Raw genomic sequence first — 19,765 nt, 5'->3', positions numbered from 1 at the left:
CCCTACGTCGTGGCTAAGCACCTCCCGATCCAGACCCGATAGGATCACTATGACCGTGCACCACGCTCGGGCTCGTAGGCCACGCGCGGCTGCTTCCCGCAGCACATCCGTGCTGCATCAATTAAGCCTCGACATAAGAGCCGCCTTCCAACCCATCGAGGATCTGCGCACAGGCGAGATCGTCGGCTACGAGGCGCTCGCCCGACTCATGCGCGGCGACCAGCTCCTTCCGCCGGCGGACTTCCTGTCCAGCCTGCCACAGGACGCCCTCGCCGAACTGTTTCGCACGATGCTCGGGCAAGCGGTCTCGCTGCGGCAGAGTTTGGCGGGTGATGGTCCAGGTCCCTACGTCAGCGTCAACGTCGAGGTGCCGCTGGTGCTCGCGGATGGGTTCGTCGATCTTCTGCGCGACGTACTCGATCAGCACGCCTTCAGTCCGCACGGCGCAATGGTGCTGGAGCTGTTGGAGGGCCACGCAACCCCGGATTATGCTCGAATGTCGGAGCGCCTGCAGGCCATCCGTGCGCTCGGCATCCGCATCGCACTCGACGATATCGGCAGCGCCTACTCGTCCCTAATCAATCTGCGTGACCTGCCCGTCGACATCATGAAGCTCGACCAGTCGTTTGCGCGCGGGCTCCGACAGAAGCCCCGGGACCTGCACTTCGTGCTCAGCCTGCAGAGCCTAGCTCACAGCATCGGCAAGCGACTGATCGTCGAGGGCGTGGAGACGGTCGAGATCCGCGACGCCTTGCGCGTGCTCGGGGTCGATCTCGGGCAAGGCTACGGGATCGCACGGCCGATGCCTGGCGAGGCTGTCGCACCATGGATAGCGGCATGGCCGACGGTGGGTATGGAGATGGACCGAACGCCGACGTCGATGCTGGGTGCCTATGCAGGCCACCTGCGCGTGGTGGAGGCGTGTCGGACCCTGATGGGTCAGCCTCTACCGGTGGCTTGGAAGGAAGCATCGAAGGATCCGCATGCCTGCAGCATCGGAGTGTTCTTCGACAGGCACGGCCTGCACGACACCGCGTTCGGGTGCGCGCACAAGCGCTTTCATGAGGTCATGGCACTGTACGAGACTGATCCGGCCGGCTGGCACGATGGAGCCGAGGGGTTTCGGCAGGAGATGGAACGGGCACTGGCGGATCCCTCGCAACGTTTTCGCTGCGACGCCGTCGCCGCATAAACCAGAGCGTCACAACGGTTTAGGCAACGCCATTCCCGATCAGCAGCTGACCCCTGACCCCCGTACTCTCCCGTTACATCGTATCAGCGGCTGACAGGGACGCTCGGGCAGCCTTCTCTTGCTGCCTTTTTGATCAGGGCTTGTGCCATGCCCTGTGCGCCCAATTCGGGCTGACGTCATGCCACCGCGAGCCATTTGGCCCCCGATCATGCTTCCCGTCTCCAAAAAAGTATTAATTCCACAAGATGCGACAATTTCACCAATCTATGCGGTTGGAAGCCGCATTTACTTGTGACGTCTCGTATGGAAAATCATTTTTACGGGGGGCATAAACTATCCGAAAGAATGCCTTGATGACCGAGGATTTTCACAATCCAGGCTTGAATTTGGCCGAGCTTACCGGCGAAATTGTCTCTGCCTACGTCACGAAGAATTCAGTCCCCGCAGTCGAGCTTCCGAAGCTGATTAAAAGCATCCACGCGGCCCTCGATACGCTGAAGCCGGGCGGCTCAGTGCCGGTGTCCGAGTTCGATATCGAGAAGCCGAGCACAGCCCAAATCCACAAATCGATCCGAGACGATGGGATCGTCAGCTTCCTCGACGGACGGTCCTATAAGACCCTGAAACGCCACCTCACCGCGCACGGGCTGACGCCGGAGCGCTACCGGCTCCAGTACGGTCTGTCGCCCGATTACCCGATGGTTGCCCCGAGCTATGCTGCCCAGCGCTCGGCGCTCGCGAAGGCGATTGGGCTGGGTCAGCCAGGTGCAATGGCTGAGGACGCACCGAAGAAGAACCGTCGGGCGGCTTGATCTCGTAGCTGGATGTCGGCGACTCCAAGCCGTTGTACGAGATCCATTAACCACCCCGCGCCACCATACCCTCAGCGATCGGCTCCGGCCGCGCGCCGGCAGAGCAGCGCCGGGATACCGTCTCGCAACGCCCAGGTGCGGCCTCGCCGGTGCAGTCGCGATAACCCTACCTGCACTCTCAGTTCGTGTGATGTGATCCCCTCTGCTCCTACCGTAGTCGCGACCGTACCGTAGCCGTCGAATACCGCCCTTTGCTGCACGCTGCAGTCGCTTGCTGTGACACTGCCGAGGTATCGGTCTAGGCAGATATCAAGCCCGCCTCGCTCGGTCCGCTTCCTCGGCCGCCACCGCCTCAACAGCCGCGATCACGTTCTCCAACTCGGCGACCTGGCGCAGCATGCTCCCGGCCGGAAGACCGCTATGCTCGGCCATCGCGAGGATGAGCATGCGTTGCTGCGTCTTGAGGCGTTCAAGGAGGTCGTTCAGCTTTTCGGGCATAGCGTGGCTGTAGCCACAGAGGAAGGATCAAACAACCTTGATGCCATCAAGCTGGCTCATAGCGAGCCATGCGGTGACGGTCGGCGTCCAAGCGGTATGACGAACACGACGAAGCGCGTGGAAGCTGTCAAATGTAGTTTCTACAAAATATCTCTCGGCATAGCCTATGGCTGCTGAAATTTCTTCGGCCGATCTCGATGGCTCCGATATTTTCACCACACAGAGTTGGCGGAATTGTTCTTTAACATCCAAAAAGAGGTTAGATGGCCTTCACCGTCACTGGCGTAGCAAATCGGGGCATGGCGCTGATCGGTTGTGATACCGTCATCCATGCCTTGGCTAAGGCCACGGAGATGATGCGACGCGGCTATCTCGACGTGATGATCGCCGACCGTCGAGGAGCGCAATACACGCCCGACCAGTTCCATCGTTTCTTTCGCTCATGACGGAATGGCCAACTGTGGCCAATCCGCCCTCGCTTCATCGGCATGGACCAGCTTAGCTCGCCCTGAACGAGGGGCTGCTCATGAACCGACACATCGCCGCGATCCTGCTCAGCACGGTTGGCCTGGTGGCTTGCCAAACAAGTACCCCAGGGCCGCAGCAAGCTGTTTTAGGCCTTCGGGGCGCCGCGCTTCTCCAGGAAGATGTCGCCCGCCTCAGAGCGGATCGCGATGCCCATCGCATCAGCTACACGGAATGGGCTGAACGCACCCAGACGGCTGCGCGGGCCAGCGTGCCGCTGAGCGCGCAGGAAGAGGAAGCGCTGGAGTACCGCAAGCAGCTGGCGCGCCGTGTTGATGCTGGAGAGATCACCCCAGCGCAGTTCGAGCGCGAGAGCCAGCGCACCCTGCAGCAGCTGAAGGCGCAACGCCGCGGAGCCTAACCAGCGACAGCCTCTCACGAGCTTGCTACAGCACCGCTTCTTCCCGTCAGCACGCCCGAGGTGTTCGCGACACCGTAAAGCCTGCGGCGGGCAAGCACGTGATGACAGGTGATCACGGGCCAGTTCCCCGCGTCCCGTCCGTGAAGCCTAGGCCGGGCAGTCGCGTGAGGGTCGTGTGCCGCGGGGGATCTGGACACCGCAGGGCACCGGCCCATGGCCTACGTGTTGCGGCACGATGCGGAACTGCACCTCTACAACCCCACAGCCCACTAAAGTGCGTGTCTACAACATTCAGTCGGTTGTCTGCCGCGGTGCGGTGGCCTAGGTTTGCAGTGCGAGATCGCGATGGCGTCGCGTTTTCGTTGCCCTCCCAAGGGCGTTTCCTCCCTTGACTTCAGGCCGCTCCTTCGGGGGTGGCCTTTTCTTTGTCCGGCAGGCGCAGGAAACGAAGGCCTGAGGCCCGCCCCTCGGGGGAATAGGGCGGGCCTCAGCTGCGACTGTGCCGACGACGCCGCGCACTAAGGGTCCTGTCTTTGGAGCCGGCGCGCTGCTCTGAAGGCAATCGGGCTAGGCCCGGTCGCTGAGATTGAAGCTGAACGAGAGCGGCTAACGCCTCGTTACGCCGGCGATGCAATCAGCGGTTTCCAGGGGTGCCGCTGGTGCCACCCGGCTTTGATCCGGATCCCGCATCGTTGGCGCCCGTGCTGTTCATCGTGCCCGAACGGCTCATTCCGCCGGTTGAGGGACCGCTTCCCGATGCACCAGGTGAGGAGCCTGATCCGGCATCACTCGCACCCGTGCTGTTCGATGTGCCAGAGCGGCTTGAACCGCCTTCCGCAGCGAATGCTGGGCCGGCGAGGATGAAGACGGTGGCGATGGCAAGTACTGTTTTCATTGGCGTATCTCCCTGTTGACCGCCGGTCGGACGTAGGAGTCCACCATGCGGCAACAAGGCAATCGCGCTTCCGTGAACCCGTTCCTTGCCTAGGGTTGAACGGCTCCGTGTTCTCAGCCTCGTCTAAACGTAGGGGCCACCGAACAGATCCCCGAGCGCCTTCCGCCGGAACAGCGTGCGCCAGCGCCGCCGCTGATGCTCGGGCCGATCATGGATCATGTGGCAGCGCTGGCGGAAGGCCGCGAGGTTGGCATCCGCGTTGTTCGAGGTGTCGTGATCTCGATGGGCCGCCGCCAGGACGACCCGCGTCCGGCGGGCCCGTTTCAGGATGTCAGCTTCCGCAGCGATCCGGATCCGCCTGCCCCACCCATCGCGCCACCGGCCGGCTTGCGCATCCCACCAGCGGCCATCGCCGAGGTGGTAGACCATCTTTTGCCCGTGCGGCCGCCCGAAGCCCTTAGCCCGGCCGAACCGGATCACGGCCGAGAGCTGCGCCCAGTCGATCGGGTAGAAGAAGCGGTGCTCGGGCCGGATCGGCATGGTGGACGCACTGTGCCACCGGGCGTGAAGAAAGCGTAGCGGCAGAAGGCTGCTACGGATCTCACATGGATCTATCCGACCTTCAGTTCTGGGCCTTTCTGGCAGCGGCCATCCCGGTCCTGTTCCTGCGAGTCGTCATCGTCTGGTGGAAAGGGCGACCCATCGTTCCGATCGCCTTGCTCAGCCTCATGTTCTGGCCCAGTGCGCTGATCCTGACTCTGAGGCTGCGACGTCGGTAGGGCCCATCACTATTCTCAAGGTTATAGCCTGAACAATATCAGGCACGGTGGTGTTTGTCCCTCGACTGATCGAGCTGATCCGTCTGGAGGAAAACGCCATGATGAAGACTTTTGCCCTCGCTGCAGCACTATCGTTCGCAATTACCGGAGCGGCGTTCGCTCAGATGTCCACTGGCGGCGGCAGCGCTCAGAGCAACATGAACAATCCCGGCAGCGTGAAGAGCCCATCAGAGAAGCGCATGGGCGGCCAGCGGGGCATGATGGGTATGCGGCACATGAACCGCCATCGACGTCACCACATGCGTCGTTCCCGCATGTGATTGTAAGCCGCGACGTGGACTTGGTCGCGCGGGGTTCATACAAGATCGGCTAACCATACCGCACCACCATACCCTCAGCGATTGGCTCCGACCGCGCGCCGGAAGAGCAGCACCGGGGCCGGATACCCCTCGACCTCGGTGCGGCATCGCCGGCGCAGTCGCGCTGATCGGACGCGATTGCGGCCGAGCCTGAGCCCAGCTGGACGCGCGGCCTTGCGGCGACGTGGAGTCTGGATGAGCGATGACCTGGCTGCCCTTCTCCTCGTCCTGGCGACCGAGAATGCCGAATTGCGCCAGCAACTCGCCGCCGCCCAGGACATGCTGATGGAAACCGCTATCGACGCTGGCCACCTGCATACCCGCATTGAGGCGGTTCAGGACGAGTGGGATGCGTGGCAGGAGTAAGCCGAGCGGCTACAGGTAAGGTCGGTGCGGATAGGGTCGTGAGCGGTCCCCACGGCTAGGTCTGCTTGATGCGACCGCTGTCCAGAAGCGGACGGGCAGGAAACCACCCTAAGCGGTCCTACGGCTAGCGACCCAACCCGGCCGCTAAAGACGCCGTTGGCGCTTCCCGAAAGCGGCCGTTGATCAGTCTTCTGCCAACTCACGCACAAAAGTGGACCTGCGCAAATCCACCCTGCCCTTGCCCTGGGTCTCACGGTCGCCAATCGCGTCGCCAACCTTACCCTGAACCTTGCCGCCGAGTTCCTTCGCGGCGCCGGTGATGCGGTTCTCGTCCATGGTGTCCCTCATGATTGGCAGCCGGGCCCACATACGCCGGGCCCGGCTGGTTTACGCAGAGCCGATCAGTGCTTGCCGGTGCTCTTGCCGTGAGCCTTGGTCGAGCTCTCGTGCGCCTTCGCCGAATGACCGTGGGCCTCTTCGGCGTGCTTGCCGGCCGTCTTGGCGTCGCCCTTCTCGTGGTGCTCGGCGGCCGTCTTGTGCGACTTGGCGGCTGCCTCGTGATGCTTGGCCGCCTCGTGGTGTGCGTTCTGGGCCATGGCTGTATTCCTCGTTCGGCACCGTCACGGTGCTCGTTGCGGTCGTATCGACCGGCGCGTCCGGGCGAGGTCGTCCTCAACCGGCGTGCGGCGTGTCCTCAGGCTCACCGCGTCAGTGGACGGGCAACCTGCCATCAGCGGCGTAGCGGTTCACCGCCGAGGGAAGCTCCCGTGAGAGCCGGAAAAGTAAGTCGCCATGTGACATGGTTGGCCTGCCCCGACAGGCTGTCGAGCACCGCGGAGCATATGGCCTGCTGCAACTGACGTAGGGTTATCTCGTAATCGGTCCCGTTGATCGGCCGCGAAGAACCTTACCAGTGCGCGTGCTCTTGCTCGGTCGGCATCCGACCTTGCGGGGTGAGCTGATTGATTACGCCAGGCAGCAATTGCGAGAGCTGCGACAGGAGGTCGGAACTGCCCATGCCGGTCTGCTGCGAGAGCTGGCCCACCGTCTCCGGACCGAGCGCGGCGCCAAGATCGTGCGGCGCGATCGGCTGATTTTGGCCGTTTCCGATCCATGAATTGATCGCCCCACCGTGGCCGGCCTGGGTGAATTGCTCGATCAGGGCACCGAGACCGCCGGCTGCGCCTGCACCACCGAGCAGACCGCCGAGACCGCCCTGACCGGCGCCAGCCATGCCGCCGCCCGCGTTACCCAACATGCCGCCGAGGCCGCCGCCTCCGGCCCGCGCTGCCAGAAGGCTCATCAGGACGCCGACGAGGGGGTTAGCGCTGCCGCCCTGTTGCTGACCGGCGTTACCGCCGACCACGCTGCCGATGATGCTGTCGAGTAGGCCCATGAGTGGTGCTCCGGGAGCGGCCCTAAAGCCGGGATGATCGTATGGGTCGACGATGAGGCCGGACCCAAGGATGGATGCCGAGGATCAGACTGGGTGGTTGTAGACACGCACCCTGCGGGCACCCGACATCGGCGTATCCGTACCGGCCATGGGAGCGCTCACCGCATCGTTCTCGCGCACGACCGAGCCTGCAGTCGCGTCCGAGCCGATCAAGGTCGATGTGTCCCTTGGGGTCCCGTCGGCAGTCTTGCTGCTCCAGCCCTCGCTCTCCCAACCCTGGGCGCGCGCGTCGAGATCGACGGCACCGTGCTCCTCCAGGATGCGCGTGGCCACGCCGGCGTGAGCTTCATCCGCCCTCACGGTCAGCAGCGAGCCACCGCGGCGCACGCCTTCAGCGTAAGCATGCGCGTCGGTCTCACTCACACCGGCGCCGGTCAGCGAGCCGGTCAAACCGCCCGCTGCTGCACCGATGCCCGCACCGGTCAGCGTCGCCACGAGCCAACCGGCGGCCACGACCGGACCGACGCCCGGGATGGCCATTAGCCCGAGGCCGGCAAGGAGGCCCGCGCCACCGCCCAGGATCGTGCCGAGCGTCGCGCCGGTCCCCGCCCCGGTGGCGGCATGGTCTGCCGTGTCGCCCCTTCCGGCATTGCCGGTCTCCGCCTTGTTGCTGACGAGGCTGATATCGGAGTGCGGCACGCCAGCCGCCTCCAACTTCGTCACAGCCGCCGCAGCGTCGTCGTAGCGGTCGTACAGAGCCGAGAGGGTCTGTGCTGGCATGGGATGACTCCAAGATATTCGGGTGGGACAGATCGAGCGTGGGGACCGGCTACTGGACCGCGACGTTCCCCTTGAAGTCGAGGCCGATGCTGGCAGCTTTGCCGTCCACCATCGCGCTGGCGTGCCAGATGCCGTCGCCGTCCTTCTTCAGATCCTTGACCTCGTGGTAGCCGGCCTTCTCCAAGCGCCGGCGGACTTCACCCTCGGTGAAGCTGTTGGCGCCCCGCTCCAGCTTGACGTTCGTCCCTGTCCCGGTGGCCGCTGGCCTGTCGTCGTGGGCGTGATCGGTGTTCGGCCGCGTCACGGCGTTCTGCCCGCCGGAGGTTGCGCTGGAGGCACCACCCGTCGCAGGCTGCCCGGTGACGGTCGTCTGCGCCGATGCGGGCGCGGCCCCGAGCAACGGCAACAGGAGCAGGATCGAGCGGTTCAGGGACATGGCCAGGCCTGTTTGTCTGTTTGCGGTGGAGGGACGGGCCGATCCGAACTCGGATCTCGGCAGTGTGCGCAGCCCGGCGCATCGAGGCTCCGGGCCGCGCATCCAGGTGGCTCAGACCGGCTTGCGCGTGCCCAGCGTAGTCCCGGCCGTCGCGGTGCCGGCCGTGCCGGTGCGGCTGACGTTGCCGCGCTCGTCCTCGACCTCGACCTCCGTATGCCGCACCTTGTCGGTGATGGTCTCGGTGCGCTGACCCGCGTCCTTGCGGATACCGACCTCCTCGACCACGCGGGCCTCCTTCGACACCACCGCCTGCTCACGCATCTCGGTCGCCTCGATGGTCTTGCTCGCGAACAAGGCCTCGTCGGCCGCCGTCACCGGCCGGTCGACCGCGCGCCGGTCGACGTGCACGGTCTCGTCGCGCAGGGTGACCTGCTCCTCGACCGGCTTCTCGACGACGAAGGAGCGAACTCGCACCCGGCCGCTCTCGGCCACGCGCTTGCCGACGTTGAGCCGCTCCTCAACGATCGGGATGTAGTCGGTCTCGCCCGTGGTCGTGCCGGCACCCTTCAGGGCCGCGGCGCCTGTAGCCGCCGTTCCGGTTGCTGTCGTGCCCGTGGTCGAGCTGGCCGTCGTCGTGCCGCCCGTCGCCGAGTACCCGCTCCAGCCTTCCTTGCGCCACGTGCTCTCGCGCTGGTCGAGGTCGACCGAGCCGTGCTGCTCCAGGATATCGTAGGCCGTCTCGGTCTGCGCCGGCTCGACGCTCGCGGTCAGCAGCGTGCCACCGCGGCTCAGGCCCTCGCTGTAGGCGTAGCGATCCTCCTCGGGCATGAAGAAGTCCTTCAGCGAGCCCCAGAAGCCGCCCTCGTCCTTGTGGTAGTCATATGAGCCGCTCGCGCGCGCCGTCTGCGCACCTTGCACGAGCTTGATCGCCGATTGCGGGATGCCGGCGGCGACAAGCTTGGCCTGCGCGGCCTGTGCCTCTGCCGGGCGGTCGAACAGCGCGGTGATCGTCTGTGTCATGGTGTTGTCTCCTGGGCTGAAAGGGGATCGATCTGTTCGCTGGCGTGGCCGTCCGGGCTCACGCGTTCGACCACGGCGCGCTGCTTGCGCAGCGTCACCGGGACCTCGACGTCCTCATCTGCTGAGCTTCGACGGACGTGCACTTCTTCCTTAAGGACGAGGCGCTTCTCGACGACGAGGATCTCTTCGAGGACGGGGATGACGGTCACACCGTTCTCCTCATGGACCACCGGGGGCACCTCGCCCTCGGACAGTGTCCGGTTGATCGGCACCCGGGTGACCTCGACCGTTTGGCTGCGCAGGCTCTCGCGTAGGACCTGTTCGACGGTCTCCGTTCGGGTCGAGACCCGCACTCGCCCGGTCTCCACCGCCTGCTTGTCGATGCGAGCGGTCTCCTCCATCAGCGGGAGGACCGCCTCCTCGCCCACAGTGACCTCCGCCGACTCTACACCTTGCGTCCGGGAGAGCTTCGGCTGGCTGGCGGCGGGATCGCTCATGGTCAGACCCGGCGCTGGGTCGTGGCGGTGACGCCGGTGCGGCTCACCACCGGGTCGACGGCAGCGCCACGCCCCGCGAAGAAGGCGGCGAGCGCGCCGAGGATCAGCGCCAGGGCGCCGTAGAGCGCGCCCTGCGACCCGACCCGTGCCGCGGTATCGGCTGCCTGCTTGGCCTGATCCTTGGCCTTGGATGTCGCGTCGTTGAACTGCTGTACGTATTGGGCGACTTGCGTCCGAGCCTGCTCGACCGGGATGTTCTGCGCCTTGGCCAGCGCCTGGGCGGCCTTCTCTTGCGCGTCCTTCTGCTGGGCGGCGTCACCCGTCACCGCCGCACGCATCGCGCTGACGGCGGCGTTCTTCAGGGCGTCCGGGTCGTTGCCGGTGCCGTTGCGGACCGCGCTCTCGATGTTCGAGAACGGGTTGTCCATGCCCGGCAGCGACGGGGCCGCGGCCTGTGCGGCGGTCTTCACTGAGCCGCCGATCAGGTTGCTGGCGCTACCCAGCGTGCTCGACACCGCGCTCGACGCGCCACTGACGACGCCACCGACCGCCGAGGACAGCAGGTACACGACGACCAGCGTCGAGACCGCCCAAGCAATCAGCCCGTGATAGGCGGTGATCGTGTTGGCCGGCTTGCCCGAGAGGCGCCCGGCGAGCCAGCCGCCGGCGGCGGAGGCGAGGATGCCGGAGATTACGAACCAGATCCCCGCGCCGGACGAGAGCGACCCAGCGGTCGGGGTGCCGTTGCCGGCCGGGTCGACGGTCGAGAGCCCGATGCCGAGGCCGACCATGTTGAGGATGACTTGGGCGACCAAGGCGATCACCGCGCCGGCGAAGACCGCCCCCCAGGAGATGGAGTGCAGCGCTATCGTGCGCAGGTCCTCCGCCGGGGAGGCCAGGCTGGTAGTTGGCAGGTCGCGGTCGTAGACCGCGCGGGTGGTGTCGGGTGATAACGCCATGCTCGGTACTTTCAGATCTGTGTGGTTCGAGCTTCGGCCGAAGTCGGCGAAAGCGGGTTTGTTGGGGCTCACAGCACCCGGCGGCCGATCAAGGTGTTGTCGAGCTGCAGCCCGACCACCGCGCCGACGACGGTGACGAGCAGGTCTGCAGAGGTTCAGCCCCCCGACGCCGGGCTGACCGAACTGGTTGCCGCCTGTGTGTCTTGCTCGCGCTCCAGCATCACGAGCGGGTCAAGCGCTTTGGCCTCGGCTCGGGGTTCGACGACGCGTATGCAGCTTCGATCGCGACGATCTCGGCGGCGGCTTCCACCTGGATCGTACGGTCGCCCTCGATGATGCCGATGGCTTCCTTGATCAGCGCCCGGGCATGGTCGGACGAGAGCACCTTTCGACGCTCGGCCACACGGATCTCCTCGTATCAACCCGCTGGGATGATCTTTCGAGATGCTCGCGTGAGCAGAGCTACCACCGTTTAATCAGGCGTTTTATTGGAAGTTCCGACGATTTACATAAAGTACATTTGTACCAAACCGATTTGGTAGTTCTGTCACGGTTTTCGTCGTTCTCAGCCCCGGTGCCGCGTGTTCGGCCCGATGCCGCGCTCCTGCGCCCAAACCACTACCGCGCTGCGGCGGTTGACCCCGAGTTTGCGGTACAGCCCGGAGACGTGATTGCGCACCGTGTTGGGTGACAACTTCAGCTCGGCGCCGATCTCCCGGTCTGTCGCGCCCTGGCAGATCCGCGTGAGCATGTCCTGCTCGCGGATCGTCAGGTTCTCGACCCCGAGCGACGGCCGGCCGGAGCGAGGCGGGCGGCGCAGGGTCGCCAGCTTGTCGATCACCCCGTGGCTGAACCACGACGCGTCGGCCATCACCGCCTCGATGGCGCTGATCAGCTCGCGCTCCGAGCGCTTGCGAGCGGTAATGTCTTGTAGGACGCACAGCACGCACGCCTCGTCGTTGATGCTCACCCGCTCGGCCGAGACAAGGCAGTCGATCTCGGCCCCCGCTGCATCCTGGAGCACGGCCTCGAAGTCTCGGACGCTGCCAAGCCGCCTCAAGTCGCGGGCGAACTTGCGTTGCTCGGCGCGGTCGACCCAGAGCGGAAGGTCGGCGAGCGACTGGCCGCCCGCGGTCTCGGGGGCGTGCCCGAAGATGGTGACGAAAGCTTGGTTGACGCTGGTAATCCTCAACCCGTCCGCGTCCATCAACGCGCTCGGCACCGGCGAGAGGTCGAACGCCTTGGCGAAGCGCTCCTCGCTGTGGCGCAGGGCCATCTCGGCTTTGCGGCGATCCTCCAGGTCGGCGAAGGTGAACAGCATGCACGGTTCGATGCCGCCCGGGCCTGGCATCTCGATGGCGTGCCCGGCCACGATCACGTAGCGGCCGCGGCCACACGGCGTGGCGAGCTGAGCCTCCATCTGTGGGATAGTGCGGCCCTCGTGCAGGCGATGGATCGCCATCTCCCGCCGCTCGGCCTCGCGCAGCAGGTCGATCTCGCAGAACGATCGGCCGAGCACGTCGTCGCGATGGTACCCGGTGAGGTCGAGGAAACCGTGGTTGACCCGCACGAAGCGCAGATCGGCGATCCGGCAGATGATCGCCGGGGCCGGGTTGGCGTTGAACATCCGCTCGAACCGGGCCTCGGCCTGATAGCGCTCGCTCACGTCCTGCATCACCAGGGCGAGGCCGTTGGGCGTGCCATCCGCATCGGTCGTCACCAAGCTGCGGATGCGGTGCATCCACCTGTGTCTCGGATCGCGAGTTGGGGTCAACTCGACGACGATATCGCGGAACACCTCGCCGGCTAGCACGCGGTCGAGGGGATGCTGCAGCGGGCCGATCTCCCGATGATTGCGGTAGTGCAGCGTGAAGTTCGCGCGGTACTCGGACACGGTGGCGCCGAGGTCGCCGGCATCTGCAACCCCATGCATCATCACGGCGGCATCGTTCGCGTAGGCGATAGTCTGATCCGGCTCGATCAGGATCACGCCCTCGGACAGGCCGGCCACGATCTGCTGCATCTGCGTGTGATGAGCCGCATCGGCCATCGGCGTATCTCCATCCGAAGCGCCAACGCTCGAATGTGAGGAAAAGCTCAGACTGCCGCGTTTGCGTGTCCTTGATCTGGCCGATCGCCGCGAATAAACCGGCTGAGCAGATCGTAGGCCGAGGAACTACGCTTATGAGCGCGCGAGGAGGTTATTACACACAAGTTGCAGTTTGGGCCGGCGGCTTCCGGTGAGGAACATGACCTCGACTGCGCCTTCGTTCATCGACGCGACGTGGAGGCGGTAGCCCATATTTGTCGCCAGCATGCGCGCCTGGTCCAGCGTACCGGCGGCCAACATCATCGTGAACTCGACTATGCCCGATGCGAGTTGAGCCGCGAGGAGACCGATTTCGACACCTTCGTCGAAGGTCTCGTCGCGGCCGGCAAACCGCAGGCGCAGACCGGGCACGACGTGGATGTGGCGCATGGCTAGTCCCTCTGGACATCTCGCACTGCACAACCAATGTGGTTAACGCAGCGTTAGCGACGGCGTGCTCTCGAAAGATCCAAAATCCTACGCGATCGCTTGGAGGCGGGAGTGACCTGACCGATATTTTGGACCGAGCTGATTGGGAGGCTACTGCATGGCCGCTGCCATGGGTAGCCGGAAGGCCAGATCCGGGTAGCTGACGGGCGCGGGTGGCCGATAGCCCAGGGACGAATGCGGCCGGACGCGGTTGTAGGTAGTTTGCCATAGACCGATCACGATCTGCGCCTCCTTCAGCGAGTAGAAGATCTCCTGGCGTAGACACTCGTCACGAAGCTTGCCGTTGAAGCTCTCGCAATAACCGTTCTCCCACGGGGATCCTGGCGCGATGTACTGGATCTGCGAGCCAGCTTTGGCGACCCATTTGCGCAGTGCCTTCGAGATCATCTCAGGGCCGTTATCGCAGCGGATGTGCTCCGGGATGCCGTGCAGGCACATCGCTTCCGCCAACGCCTCGATCACGCCGACGCTGTTGATGCGGCGCGCCACCTTCAACGCCAAACAGGCCCGGCTGTGCTCATCGATCAGCGTCAGGATGCGCAGACTCCGCCCGTCGTGCGTCTGCGCCTGTACGAAGTCGAAGCTCCAGACGTGATTGCGGTGGAGCGGGCGCAGCCGCACACATGAGCCGTCGTTCAGCCATAGGCGTCTGCGGGGTTTATGTCGGCTGGGGACCTTCAGCCCCTCGCGACGCCAGATGCGCTGGACCCGGTCCTTGCCCACCCGCCAGCCGGCCGCCTGCAGCAGCGCGGTGACGCGGCGATAGCCATAGCGCCCGTACTCGGAGGCCAGGGCAACGATGGCTCGGGTCAGCCCATCCTCGTCGGCCGGCACGGTCGGCACGTAGCGCTGCGTGCCTCGATGCTGGCCGACGATCCGGCAGGCGTGACGTTCCGAGAGGCCGTACTTCTCCCGGATGCCGTCGACCGCCTGCCGGCGTCGCTCGGGGGCTATAAGTTTCCCGAGGCGACGTCCGCCAGCACCTGCTTTTCCAAGGACAGGTCCGCCACGAGCCGGCGCAGCCGCGCGTTCTCGCGCTCCAGGTCCTTCATCTTCCTGGCCTGGTCGACTTGGAGCCCACCGTACTCCTTGCGCCAGCGGTAATAGCTCTGCTCGGAGATCTCCGCCTCCTTGCAGGCCAGCGCCAAGCTCTTGCCTTGTGCCGTCTGCACCTCAATCTGGCGCAGCTTCAGCACGACCTGCTCCGCGTTTGTCTTCTGACCTCGCCGCATGTCCGACTCCTTCGGTCCTGGCTGATCCTCTCAATCAGCCCGGTCCAAAGCCAGCCGGTCAGGTCAAGTCGATGACCGGCGAAGAACGTCGGCGGGCGACGGTCCCAATCAGATTGTGCAAACGGCTCATGGAAGGTGAGTGTCACGACTAAGGTACTTTGGGAAGCGACCGGTTCCAACTGCCACCCAGACTTAAAAGACAAAAGTCCTAACACTTCGATGTCGTGTAATCGACCGTTTTCCCGACGTCCGGCCGGAGCCAGTCGCGAATCCCTCAAAACAGGTCCGTTTCTGTCGGAAAAACGTGTCGGCTTTTCTATTGCCGGATAAACGCCGTTTTGGCATAATCCCGACATGCTTATCGGATACGCCCGCGTCTCAACCTTGGACCAGAACCTCGACCTTCAGCGCGACGCCCTGACTCGCGCCGGCTGTGAGCGCCTGTTCGAGGAGAAGAAGTCAGGCAAGGCCGGCACAAAGCGTCCAGAGTTCGAGGCTGCGCTGGCTTACCTGCGCCCTGAGGATGTCCTCGTGGTCTGGAAACTGGACCGGCTCGGTCGCTCGCTGGTCGAGATGATGCGCACCATTGACGGACTGCGCGTGAAGGACGTGCACTTCCGGAGCTTAACCGAGCAGTTCGACAGCGCCACCGCTCACGGGCGCTTCGCCCTGCAGATGCACGGCGCGATGGCCGAGTACTTCCTTGACCTCAATCGCGAGCGGACGATGGAGGGATTGAAGGCTGCCCTCGCCCGTGGACGCAAAGGCGGCCGGCCGAAGAAGCTGAACGAGGATGACATCGCCGTTGGTCGAGCGCTTCTGGCGGCAGGCACGATCAGCGTTGCTGACATCGCCAAGCGGCTTGGGGTTAACCGAGATACATTCTACGGCTACTTCCCACGTGCTCGCGCAAATAGTACCATAGTCAAAAACTGAATTTGCAACAGATTATTATATCAGCATTTTCCAGTATTTTTAACGCATTATTTGCAAATATATTTTGCATTTTGTTTCACTCTGTAGGCTAAACGCCTAATTCCCTGCTAGAAATCAGTGAATGCGATGATTGCCCATCTTGATGTACCCGGTCAGAACCTGCAGATTGCGTACGAATTTCTGGCAAATCAGAACATTAGATTATTTATGTATAAATCAATTCATGCATCGAATGACAGATCCCTTGCAGCGTGTCGTGCTTATTTTGTAAGTAACTATTATCTCAATGACCAAGACGTGCTTGCTCATCTCATCAAAAATAAAAATATGCCTAATGAAATACTTATCCTGAGGCCTCTCCAGGGCAAAATAGTAGAAGATGCAATCAATAAGCGAGAAGCTAAAATATTTCTGGCCAATAAAGATAGAATTGAAGCTATGATGTCCGCTGTACTATCTATCGGACTCAGAGCATGAAAAATTTTTATGCATTATGTTGCTCAGTTTATTTATATAAACTTCAATATTATAAAATTATACCGGGTAAGAGTATCGTGACTAAATCATCTACTAAGCGCTGACTTGTGATGTCTGGGCTCCGCTTCTCCGCCGCCGTATTGACCTGTATCGCCGGGCTCGTCCTTGGCTTTCCGGCCGCCTTCCTCGCTCGTCACGGCTTCGATCCCAGTACGTGGCCGGCCGTCCAAGACACGGCGATCACGTGGTTCCAGCCGAACGGCAGAACCGCAATCGAGAAGACCTCCCACGCGCTGGTGCAAGTCGTGGTCATGCCCCTCAAGCTACTGCTGGGCCAGTCCTCGTCCTTCGTTGATGGGGGAACGTCGGAAGGCTTCGCGATCGTGGTCGCGACGGTCCTTTTGACCACTGTCATCGCGTTCAGCCGAAGCCTCGAACCCCTGCGCCACGCCTCCAAACGCTTCGGCGATGCCGATTGGGCCAAACCACGCGCGCTCACCCGGATGCGCACTGGCCTGGAACTCGGCCTTGATCCCACCACCCGCCAGCCGGTGCGGGTTGAGGTCGAGGGCAACCTGATCACGATCGCCCCGCCTCGGCGGGGTAAGACTTCGGGCTTGGTCCTGCCTAACCTCGCTATTCCCGACCCCACCGCCTGGAGCGGTCCGGCGGTCGTCGTCGATCCCAAAGGTGACGCCTACCGTGCGGCGGCGCGGCGGCGCACCGCTCTCGGGCGGAGGGTACGCTGCCTCGATCCTCTTGGCATGGCCGGGGGCGGTGATCGCTGGAACCCGCTGCTGCATCGGGGAACCAGCGACATCCTCTACCTCCAGTCCATGGCCCAAGCCCTGATGCCGCCCGCCGACCACACGAGTGAGGGCGGTGCGTACTTCCGCGACCGCGCTTCGGTGGTGATCGTGGCTGCCCTGCGCATGGCGATCCGCGACGGCCACCACGATACCATCGCCGCCGCCGCTTTGGTCCGTGATCCCGAGCGCTTGATGCAGGCGCTGGAGCGCGAGCAGGATGCAGTCGCCGCCGACGTGCGCGCGATCCTCACTGGCGACGAGCGCAACCGCTCCAATATCCTCTCGACGGCAGCGCAAGCTTTCTCCTGGGCGCTCGATCCGGTGATGCAGGCTGTAGCGCAAAACCACACCTTCGATCTCGCGGATCTGTGTGCCGGGGAGACCGACCTGTTCATCGTGCTGCCTGCTGACGACCGCCGCACGATCATCGCGCCCTACGTCCGCTGGCTGCTCGCCGACCTGTTCGGCGCGGTCCGCGCCGAGCGCGTGGCCGAACGCCTGCTCGTGATCGTCGACGAAGCCTTCGTGCTCGGCGCTTTCGACAGCATCCTGTCCGGCGCGGGCGAGCTGCCCGGCTACGGCGTGTCGCTGTGGACGTTCTGGCAGAGCGAGGCGCAGCTCACCCGGACCTACGGCCAGGACGGCGCGGCCATCCTCAAGAACACCGCCGAGGTGATCCAGTACTTCAACGTCTCGCGCGACGACGTCGAGGGATGCCGGCGCCTGTCTGACGCGCTCGGAACCTACACCGGCGTGGACGAGACCGAGACGCGCGATCCGAAGACCGGACAGATCACGACGAGCCGCAGCGCCGTCGCGGCGCCACTGGTTCCCGCCACCGGGATCGCGGCCCTGACCCGGAACAACGCGATCGTCTTCCTCAACATGCCGCGCTACACCACCGACCCGCTCAAGCTCGCCAAGACGCGCGCGTTCGACGACCCGCGCTTCGCGGGTCTCCTCGATCCGGTGCCGCCGGTCGGCCCGACTGGATGACCGCGGCTTAGGGCAGAGGCCGCAAATCGGCGGAAGAGAGCGCGACCGCTATCCATGTCCCGTCGCGAAGGGCAAGCGTCGTGCGCGGGACACCGTCCCAGCCGTAGCGCACGATCGTCTTACCCGGTCCGGCCGTGTACGGTTCGGTCGTGCCACCGGCCCGCGTGACGTCGAACTGCACCGCACGCGTGAGAACCATCCAGTGCGTGGTGTTGTGCCAAGTCATGATCGCCCAGGCGAGCGCCAGCGCGACGGGTACGCTGATCTCGAAGGCGGCCAAGGCCGCCAGCAGTCTCGACGTCCAGGCGCGAAGGCGCGCGCGACGCGGCCAAGGCCATAGCCGTGGCAGGCGACGGCGGGATCGGCGCAGGTGCGGGCGGAGGGACCGCCGCAGGGCGGTGCGATGTTCGGGCCTCAAGTCTGCGTCGTCGAGGTGCGCGAAGCGCTCCGCCGGTGCCAGACACAACAGCGCCTTCAGCCGCGTTTCGCTTGCGGCGTGGTTGCGGGCGACGGCGGCATCGGCGTCGCGTCTGGCCTGCGTCACCTGTCCATCGACGATCGGTTTGCGCCCCACCGCCTCAACCCTCAAGCCAGCGTGCCGCAGGGGCTACCGCCTCCATCACCCCGGCCCGGAACCCGGTTAGGTCCTCCAGGATGCGACCGGCCTCGCTGAAGCCGTAGCGCTCGCTGAGCGCCGGCTCCGCCGCGGCGAGGTCCTGCCCGATGAAGCGTAGGCCGCCCTTCTCCAGAAGTTCGTTGGCACGCTGATCAAGGCTGAGCTTGGCCAGTCGCGACAGGCCGACATCCTTGCCGAACGTGCCCTTGAGCGCCTTGAGGTCGAGCGGGTTCTCGACCTCGTTGGCCACGGCGAACAGCGCCGCAGCGAACGGCCGCGCGAGTTCGATCAGCACCGGCGCACTGGCCAGCGCCCCCGAGGCGCTGGTCACGGCGACGAGAAGCGCGAAGGTGATCTCGCGCCGTGCATAACGCGCGCTCGCTGCGCGGATCAGCGGCAGGAACGAGGCGGCGGCGTTGGCACCGATATCGACAATGGTCGGGCCGTTGGCCGCCGCGATGGCGTTGAGGGGTGCGTCGAACTCGGCGCGCGCGGCCTGACCGCCGCTGCGCTCGACCTCCTGGCGGGCGGCGCGGACCGGGAAGAACGCGAGCCGATCGTCGAGTTCGACGAGCCGATGGTCCGACTCGATCTCGACCAGGCTGGCGCTCGGGAGACATTCGGCCAGCCCGCGCACGAGCAGCGTCTTGCCGGCGCCGCCCTTGTCCTGGGCCACGAGGAGGATGCGAGGCATGCGGCTAGACCTTCTTCAGGATACGGTTGAGTTCGGCCAAGCCGGCGCGTCGGATGGCTTCGGCGGTCGGATGACCGGCTGGATCGGAGGGCGCCGGTCCGCGAGGGGGTTTGGACGTCAGTTCCGGTCGTGCGACGGACGTAGGGTCTGAGGTGGCGAGATCCGGCCGGTTCCGGGGGGCGGCGGACGCGTCGCGGCGGCGGTCCTGGACCTCTACTTGGCCGACAATGGCGGTGAGGCGGGTGGCGGTGAGCGGTACGTCGCCCTTCTGGCGGACTCCCTGCTCGGCCATGGCCTGGGCGATTGCCGCCCAGCTCACGCCGGCCGCGCGCAGCTTTCGGATAGTCGGCAGCGCGGCGCGGACCGCCCGGGTGACGCCGGTGGTCTCCCGTCCGATCAGGGTCGCGGGTCGGGCGGTCTGGGCCTTCTTGGCGTCACGCACGAGGCGCTTGGGATCGAGCGGCATGCGATCGGCATACCGGCCGGCCGGTTAAGCTAAACCTGCCTGCCAGCGTGTGCCGGCGTTGCCAGCGTCTGCCAGTGAAATGACCGTTAACCTGCCATGATGAAGGATGATCACACCACACGCAC

At 64.6% G+C, this 19,765-nt stretch carries 27 protein-coding genes; 10 read left to right on the top strand and 17 right to left on the bottom strand.

Going from position 1 to position 19,765, the window contains the following annotated elements:
* The first annotated feature begins 109 nt into the window (after positions 1–109).
* Positions 110–1,192, top strand: coding sequence for an EAL domain-containing protein (locus tag BLQ49_RS26425; RefSeq protein WP_244507771.1), 1,083 nt, complete (start codon positions 110–112; stop codon positions 1,190–1,192).
* Positions 1,193–1,545: 353 nt separating this feature from the next.
* On the top strand, positions 1,546–2,004 hold the full coding sequence (locus BLQ49_RS26420; RefSeq protein WP_091721950.1) for a Ros/MucR family transcriptional regulator: 459 nt from the start codon (positions 1,546–1,548) through the stop codon (positions 2,002–2,004).
* A gap of 309 nt (positions 2,005–2,313) precedes the next feature.
* On the opposite strand, the gene BLQ49_RS26415 is transcribed toward BLQ49_RS26420, so the two are convergent.
* Complete coding sequence (locus BLQ49_RS26415) at positions 2,314–2,451, bottom strand: hypothetical protein (protein ID WP_244507770.1); 138 nt, start codon at positions 2,449–2,451, stop codon at positions 2,314–2,316.
* Positions 2,452–2,765: 314 nt separating this feature from the next.
* Between BLQ49_RS26415 and BLQ49_RS26410 the strand changes: the two genes are divergently transcribed.
* Both BLQ49_RS26410 and BLQ49_RS29285 read left to right on the top strand, forming a co-directional pair.
* Positions 2,766–2,948 carry a hypothetical protein gene (locus tag BLQ49_RS26410; protein ID WP_091721945.1) on the top strand — a complete coding sequence of 61 codons (183 nt, stop codon included), beginning with the start codon at positions 2,766–2,768 and terminating at the stop codon, positions 2,946–2,948.
* An 80-nt stretch (positions 2,949–3,028) separates the two neighbouring features.
* Positions 3,029–3,388, top strand: a complete 360-nt coding sequence (locus tag BLQ49_RS29285) for a hypothetical protein (RefSeq protein WP_143012330.1) — start codon at positions 3,029–3,031, stop codon at positions 3,386–3,388.
* 1,018 nt (positions 3,389–4,406) lie between these two features.
* Here BLQ49_RS29285 and BLQ49_RS26395 read toward each other — a convergent pair.
* Positions 4,407–4,823, bottom strand: coding sequence for a hypothetical protein (locus BLQ49_RS26395; RefSeq protein WP_091721937.1), 417 nt, complete (start codon positions 4,821–4,823; stop codon positions 4,407–4,409).
* Between the two features lie 65 nt (positions 4,824–4,888).
* On the opposite strand from BLQ49_RS26395, the gene BLQ49_RS29910 reads away from it, so the two are divergent.
* The 3 genes from BLQ49_RS29910 (at position 4,889) to BLQ49_RS29905 (ending at position 5,787) form a co-directional block, all read left to right on the top strand.
* Positions 4,889–5,062 (top strand): hypothetical protein, encoded by a 174-nt coding sequence (locus BLQ49_RS29910; RefSeq protein ID WP_167627793.1) that lies wholly within the window; start codon positions 4,889–4,891, stop codon positions 5,060–5,062.
* 98 nt (positions 5,063–5,160) lie between these two features.
* Positions 5,161–5,382: a hypothetical protein gene (locus BLQ49_RS29280; protein WP_143012329.1), complete on the top strand. Its 222-nt coding sequence runs from the start codon at positions 5,161–5,163 to the stop codon at positions 5,380–5,382.
* Between the two features lie 234 nt (positions 5,383–5,616).
* Positions 5,617–5,787, top strand: coding sequence for a hypothetical protein (locus tag BLQ49_RS29905; RefSeq protein WP_167627792.1), 171 nt, complete (start codon positions 5,617–5,619; stop codon positions 5,785–5,787).
* Between the two features lie 183 nt (positions 5,788–5,970).
* Here BLQ49_RS29905 and BLQ49_RS30470 read toward each other — a convergent pair whose 3' ends face one another.
* From BLQ49_RS30470 to BLQ49_RS26335, 12 genes are all read right to left on the bottom strand, one after another.
* Positions 5,971–6,123 (bottom strand): CsbD family protein, encoded by a 153-nt coding sequence (locus BLQ49_RS30470; protein WP_244008406.1) that lies wholly within the window; start codon positions 6,121–6,123, stop codon positions 5,971–5,973.
* Between the two features lie 65 nt (positions 6,124–6,188).
* Positions 6,189–6,383 carry a hypothetical protein gene (locus BLQ49_RS26385; protein ID WP_091721931.1) on the bottom strand — a complete coding sequence of 65 codons (195 nt, stop codon included), beginning with the start codon at positions 6,381–6,383 and terminating at the stop codon, positions 6,189–6,191.
* A 311-nt stretch (positions 6,384–6,694) separates the two neighbouring features.
* Positions 6,695–7,183 carry a YidB family protein gene (locus tag BLQ49_RS26380; protein WP_091721927.1) on the bottom strand — a complete coding sequence of 163 codons (489 nt, stop codon included), beginning with the start codon at positions 7,181–7,183 and terminating at the stop codon, positions 6,695–6,697.
* Between the two features lie 84 nt (positions 7,184–7,267).
* Entirely contained in the window at positions 7,268–7,963 is a 696-nt protein-coding gene (locus BLQ49_RS26375) for a hypothetical protein (protein ID WP_244507769.1), read from the bottom strand.
* A gap of 49 nt (positions 7,964–8,012) precedes the next feature.
* On the bottom strand, positions 8,013–8,399 hold the full coding sequence (locus BLQ49_RS26370; RefSeq protein WP_091721924.1) for a hypothetical protein: 387 nt from the start codon (positions 8,397–8,399) through the stop codon (positions 8,013–8,015).
* A 111-nt stretch (positions 8,400–8,510) separates the two neighbouring features.
* Entirely contained in the window at positions 8,511–9,419 is a 909-nt protein-coding gene (locus BLQ49_RS26365; RefSeq protein ID WP_091721921.1) for a YsnF/AvaK domain-containing protein, read from the bottom strand.
* Positions 9,416–9,916: a YsnF/AvaK domain-containing protein gene (locus BLQ49_RS26360; RefSeq protein ID WP_091721918.1), complete on the bottom strand. Its 501-nt coding sequence runs from the start codon at positions 9,914–9,916 to the stop codon at positions 9,416–9,418. Before BLQ49_RS26360 ends, BLQ49_RS26365 begins: the two co-directional genes overlap by 4 nt.
* A gap of 2 nt (positions 9,917–9,918) precedes the next feature.
* Positions 9,919–10,875, bottom strand: a complete 957-nt coding sequence (locus tag BLQ49_RS26355; RefSeq protein ID WP_091721915.1) for a PhnA-like protein — start codon at positions 10,873–10,875, stop codon at positions 9,919–9,921.
* A 220-nt stretch (positions 10,876–11,095) separates the two neighbouring features.
* Positions 11,096–11,278 (bottom strand): hypothetical protein, encoded by a 183-nt coding sequence (locus BLQ49_RS26350; RefSeq protein ID WP_091721912.1) that lies wholly within the window; start codon positions 11,276–11,278, stop codon positions 11,096–11,098.
* Positions 11,279–11,440: 162 nt separating this feature from the next.
* On the bottom strand, positions 11,441–12,925 hold the full coding sequence (locus BLQ49_RS26345; RefSeq protein WP_091721909.1) for a PAS domain S-box protein: 1,485 nt from the start codon (positions 12,923–12,925) through the stop codon (positions 11,441–11,443).
* 132 nt (positions 12,926–13,057) lie between these two features.
* Positions 13,058–13,354 carry a hypothetical protein gene (locus tag BLQ49_RS26340; RefSeq protein WP_091721906.1) on the bottom strand — a complete coding sequence of 99 codons (297 nt, stop codon included), beginning with the start codon at positions 13,352–13,354 and terminating at the stop codon, positions 13,058–13,060.
* A gap of 150 nt (positions 13,355–13,504) precedes the next feature.
* Positions 13,505–14,646 (bottom strand): IS3 family transposase gene (locus BLQ49_RS26335; RefSeq protein WP_091721902.1). Its coding sequence is split into 2 segments (ribosomal slippage): positions 13,505–14,379 and positions 14,379–14,646, totalling 1,143 coding nucleotides; the frame shifts between segments, so codons are not numbered across the junction.
* A gap of 354 nt (positions 14,647–15,000) precedes the next feature.
* Here BLQ49_RS26335 and BLQ49_RS26330 point away from each other — a divergent pair.
* From BLQ49_RS26330 to BLQ49_RS26325, 3 genes are all read left to right on the top strand, one after another.
* Positions 15,001–15,582 (top strand): recombinase family protein, encoded by a 582-nt coding sequence (locus BLQ49_RS26330; RefSeq protein WP_091721900.1) that lies wholly within the window; start codon positions 15,001–15,003, stop codon positions 15,580–15,582.
* A gap of 126 nt (positions 15,583–15,708) precedes the next feature.
* A complete protein-coding gene (locus tag BLQ49_RS29270) occupies positions 15,709–16,059 on the top strand; it encodes a hypothetical protein (protein WP_143012328.1) in 351 nt (116 codons plus the stop codon).
* Positions 16,060–16,169: 110 nt separating this feature from the next.
* Positions 16,170–17,864, top strand: a complete 1,695-nt coding sequence (locus BLQ49_RS26325; protein ID WP_091721897.1) for a type IV secretory system conjugative DNA transfer family protein — start codon at positions 16,170–16,172, stop codon at positions 17,862–17,864.
* A 7-nt stretch (positions 17,865–17,871) separates the two neighbouring features.
* Here BLQ49_RS26325 and BLQ49_RS26320 read toward each other — a convergent pair whose 3' ends face one another.
* The 3 genes from BLQ49_RS26320 to BLQ49_RS26310 are packed head-to-tail and all read right to left on the bottom strand — an operon-like array spanning position 17,872 to position 19,640.
* A complete protein-coding gene (locus BLQ49_RS26320; protein WP_091721895.1) occupies positions 17,872–18,438 on the bottom strand; it encodes a hypothetical protein in 567 nt (188 codons plus the stop codon).
* A gap of 4 nt (positions 18,439–18,442) precedes the next feature.
* Positions 18,443–19,174, bottom strand: coding sequence for a hypothetical protein (locus tag BLQ49_RS26315; RefSeq protein WP_091721892.1), 732 nt, complete (start codon positions 19,172–19,174; stop codon positions 18,443–18,445).
* Positions 19,175–19,178: 4 nt separating this feature from the next.
* Positions 19,179–19,640, bottom strand: coding sequence for a hypothetical protein (locus BLQ49_RS26310; protein ID WP_091721889.1), 462 nt, complete (start codon positions 19,638–19,640; stop codon positions 19,179–19,181).
* Positions 19,641–19,765: the final 125 nt, after the last annotated feature.

The sequence above is a fragment of the Methylobacterium phyllostachyos genome (assembly GCF_900103445.1).
Classification (GTDB): Bacteria; Pseudomonadota; Alphaproteobacteria; order Rhizobiales; family Beijerinckiaceae; genus Methylobacterium; species Methylobacterium phyllostachyos.
This window is presented reverse-complemented; position numbering and strand designations above follow the sequence as displayed.

Excerpts from the sequence above, each read along its gene's own strand:
- BLQ49_RS26420 (WP_091721950.1), top strand. The coding sequence starts at position 1,546 with ATGACCGAGGATTTTCACAATCCAGGCTTGAATTTGGCCGAGCTTACC.
- BLQ49_RS26415 (WP_244507770.1), bottom strand. The coding sequence starts at position 2,451 with ATGCTCATCCTCGCGATGGCCGAGCATAGCGGTCTTCCGGCCGGGAGC.
- BLQ49_RS26410 (WP_091721945.1), top strand. The coding sequence starts at position 2,766 with ATGGCCTTCACCGTCACTGGCGTAGCAAATCGGGGCATGGCGCTGATC.
- BLQ49_RS29285 (WP_143012330.1), top strand. The coding sequence starts at position 3,029 with ATGAACCGACACATCGCCGCGATCCTGCTCAGCACGGTTGGCCTGGTG.
- BLQ49_RS26395 (WP_091721937.1), bottom strand. The coding sequence starts at position 4,823 with ATGCCGATCCGGCCCGAGCACCGCTTCTTCTACCCGATCGACTGGGCG.
- BLQ49_RS29910 (WP_167627793.1), top strand. The coding sequence starts at position 4,889 with ATGGATCTATCCGACCTTCAGTTCTGGGCCTTTCTGGCAGCGGCCATC.
- BLQ49_RS29280 (WP_143012329.1), top strand. The coding sequence starts at position 5,161 with ATGATGAAGACTTTTGCCCTCGCTGCAGCACTATCGTTCGCAATTACC.
- BLQ49_RS29905 (WP_167627792.1), top strand. The coding sequence starts at position 5,617 with ATGAGCGATGACCTGGCTGCCCTTCTCCTCGTCCTGGCGACCGAGAAT.
- BLQ49_RS30470 (WP_244008406.1), bottom strand. The coding sequence starts at position 6,123 with ATGGACGAGAACCGCATCACCGGCGCCGCGAAGGAACTCGGCGGCAAG.
- BLQ49_RS26385 (WP_091721931.1), bottom strand. The coding sequence starts at position 6,383 with ATGGCCCAGAACGCACACCACGAGGCGGCCAAGCATCACGAGGCAGCC.
- BLQ49_RS26380 (WP_091721927.1), bottom strand. The coding sequence starts at position 7,183 with ATGGGCCTACTCGACAGCATCATCGGCAGCGTGGTCGGCGGTAACGCC.
- BLQ49_RS26375 (WP_244507769.1), bottom strand. The coding sequence starts at position 7,963 with ATGCCAGCACAGACCCTCTCGGCTCTGTACGACCGCTACGACGACGCT.
- BLQ49_RS26370 (WP_091721924.1), bottom strand. The coding sequence starts at position 8,399 with ATGTCCCTGAACCGCTCGATCCTGCTCCTGTTGCCGTTGCTCGGGGCC.
- BLQ49_RS26365 (WP_091721921.1), bottom strand. The coding sequence starts at position 9,419 with ATGACACAGACGATCACCGCGCTGTTCGACCGCCCGGCAGAGGCACAG.
- BLQ49_RS26360 (WP_091721918.1), bottom strand. The coding sequence starts at position 9,916 with ATGAGCGATCCCGCCGCCAGCCAGCCGAAGCTCTCCCGGACGCAAGGT.
- BLQ49_RS26355 (WP_091721915.1), bottom strand. The coding sequence starts at position 10,875 with ATGGCGTTATCACCCGACACCACCCGCGCGGTCTACGACCGCGACCTG.
- BLQ49_RS26345 (WP_091721909.1), bottom strand. The coding sequence starts at position 12,925 with ATGGCCGATGCGGCTCATCACACGCAGATGCAGCAGATCGTGGCCGGC.
- BLQ49_RS26340 (WP_091721906.1), bottom strand. The coding sequence starts at position 13,354 with ATGCGCCACATCCACGTCGTGCCCGGTCTGCGCCTGCGGTTTGCCGGC.
- BLQ49_RS26330 (WP_091721900.1), top strand. The coding sequence starts at position 15,001 with ATGCTTATCGGATACGCCCGCGTCTCAACCTTGGACCAGAACCTCGAC.
- BLQ49_RS29270 (WP_143012328.1), top strand. The coding sequence starts at position 15,709 with ATGATTGCCCATCTTGATGTACCCGGTCAGAACCTGCAGATTGCGTAC.
- BLQ49_RS26325 (WP_091721897.1), top strand. The coding sequence starts at position 16,170 with ATGTCTGGGCTCCGCTTCTCCGCCGCCGTATTGACCTGTATCGCCGGG.
- BLQ49_RS26315 (WP_091721892.1), bottom strand. The coding sequence starts at position 19,174 with ATGCCTCGCATCCTCCTCGTGGCCCAGGACAAGGGCGGCGCCGGCAAG.
- BLQ49_RS26310 (WP_091721889.1), bottom strand. The coding sequence starts at position 19,640 with ATGCCGCTCGATCCCAAGCGCCTCGTGCGTGACGCCAAGAAGGCCCAG.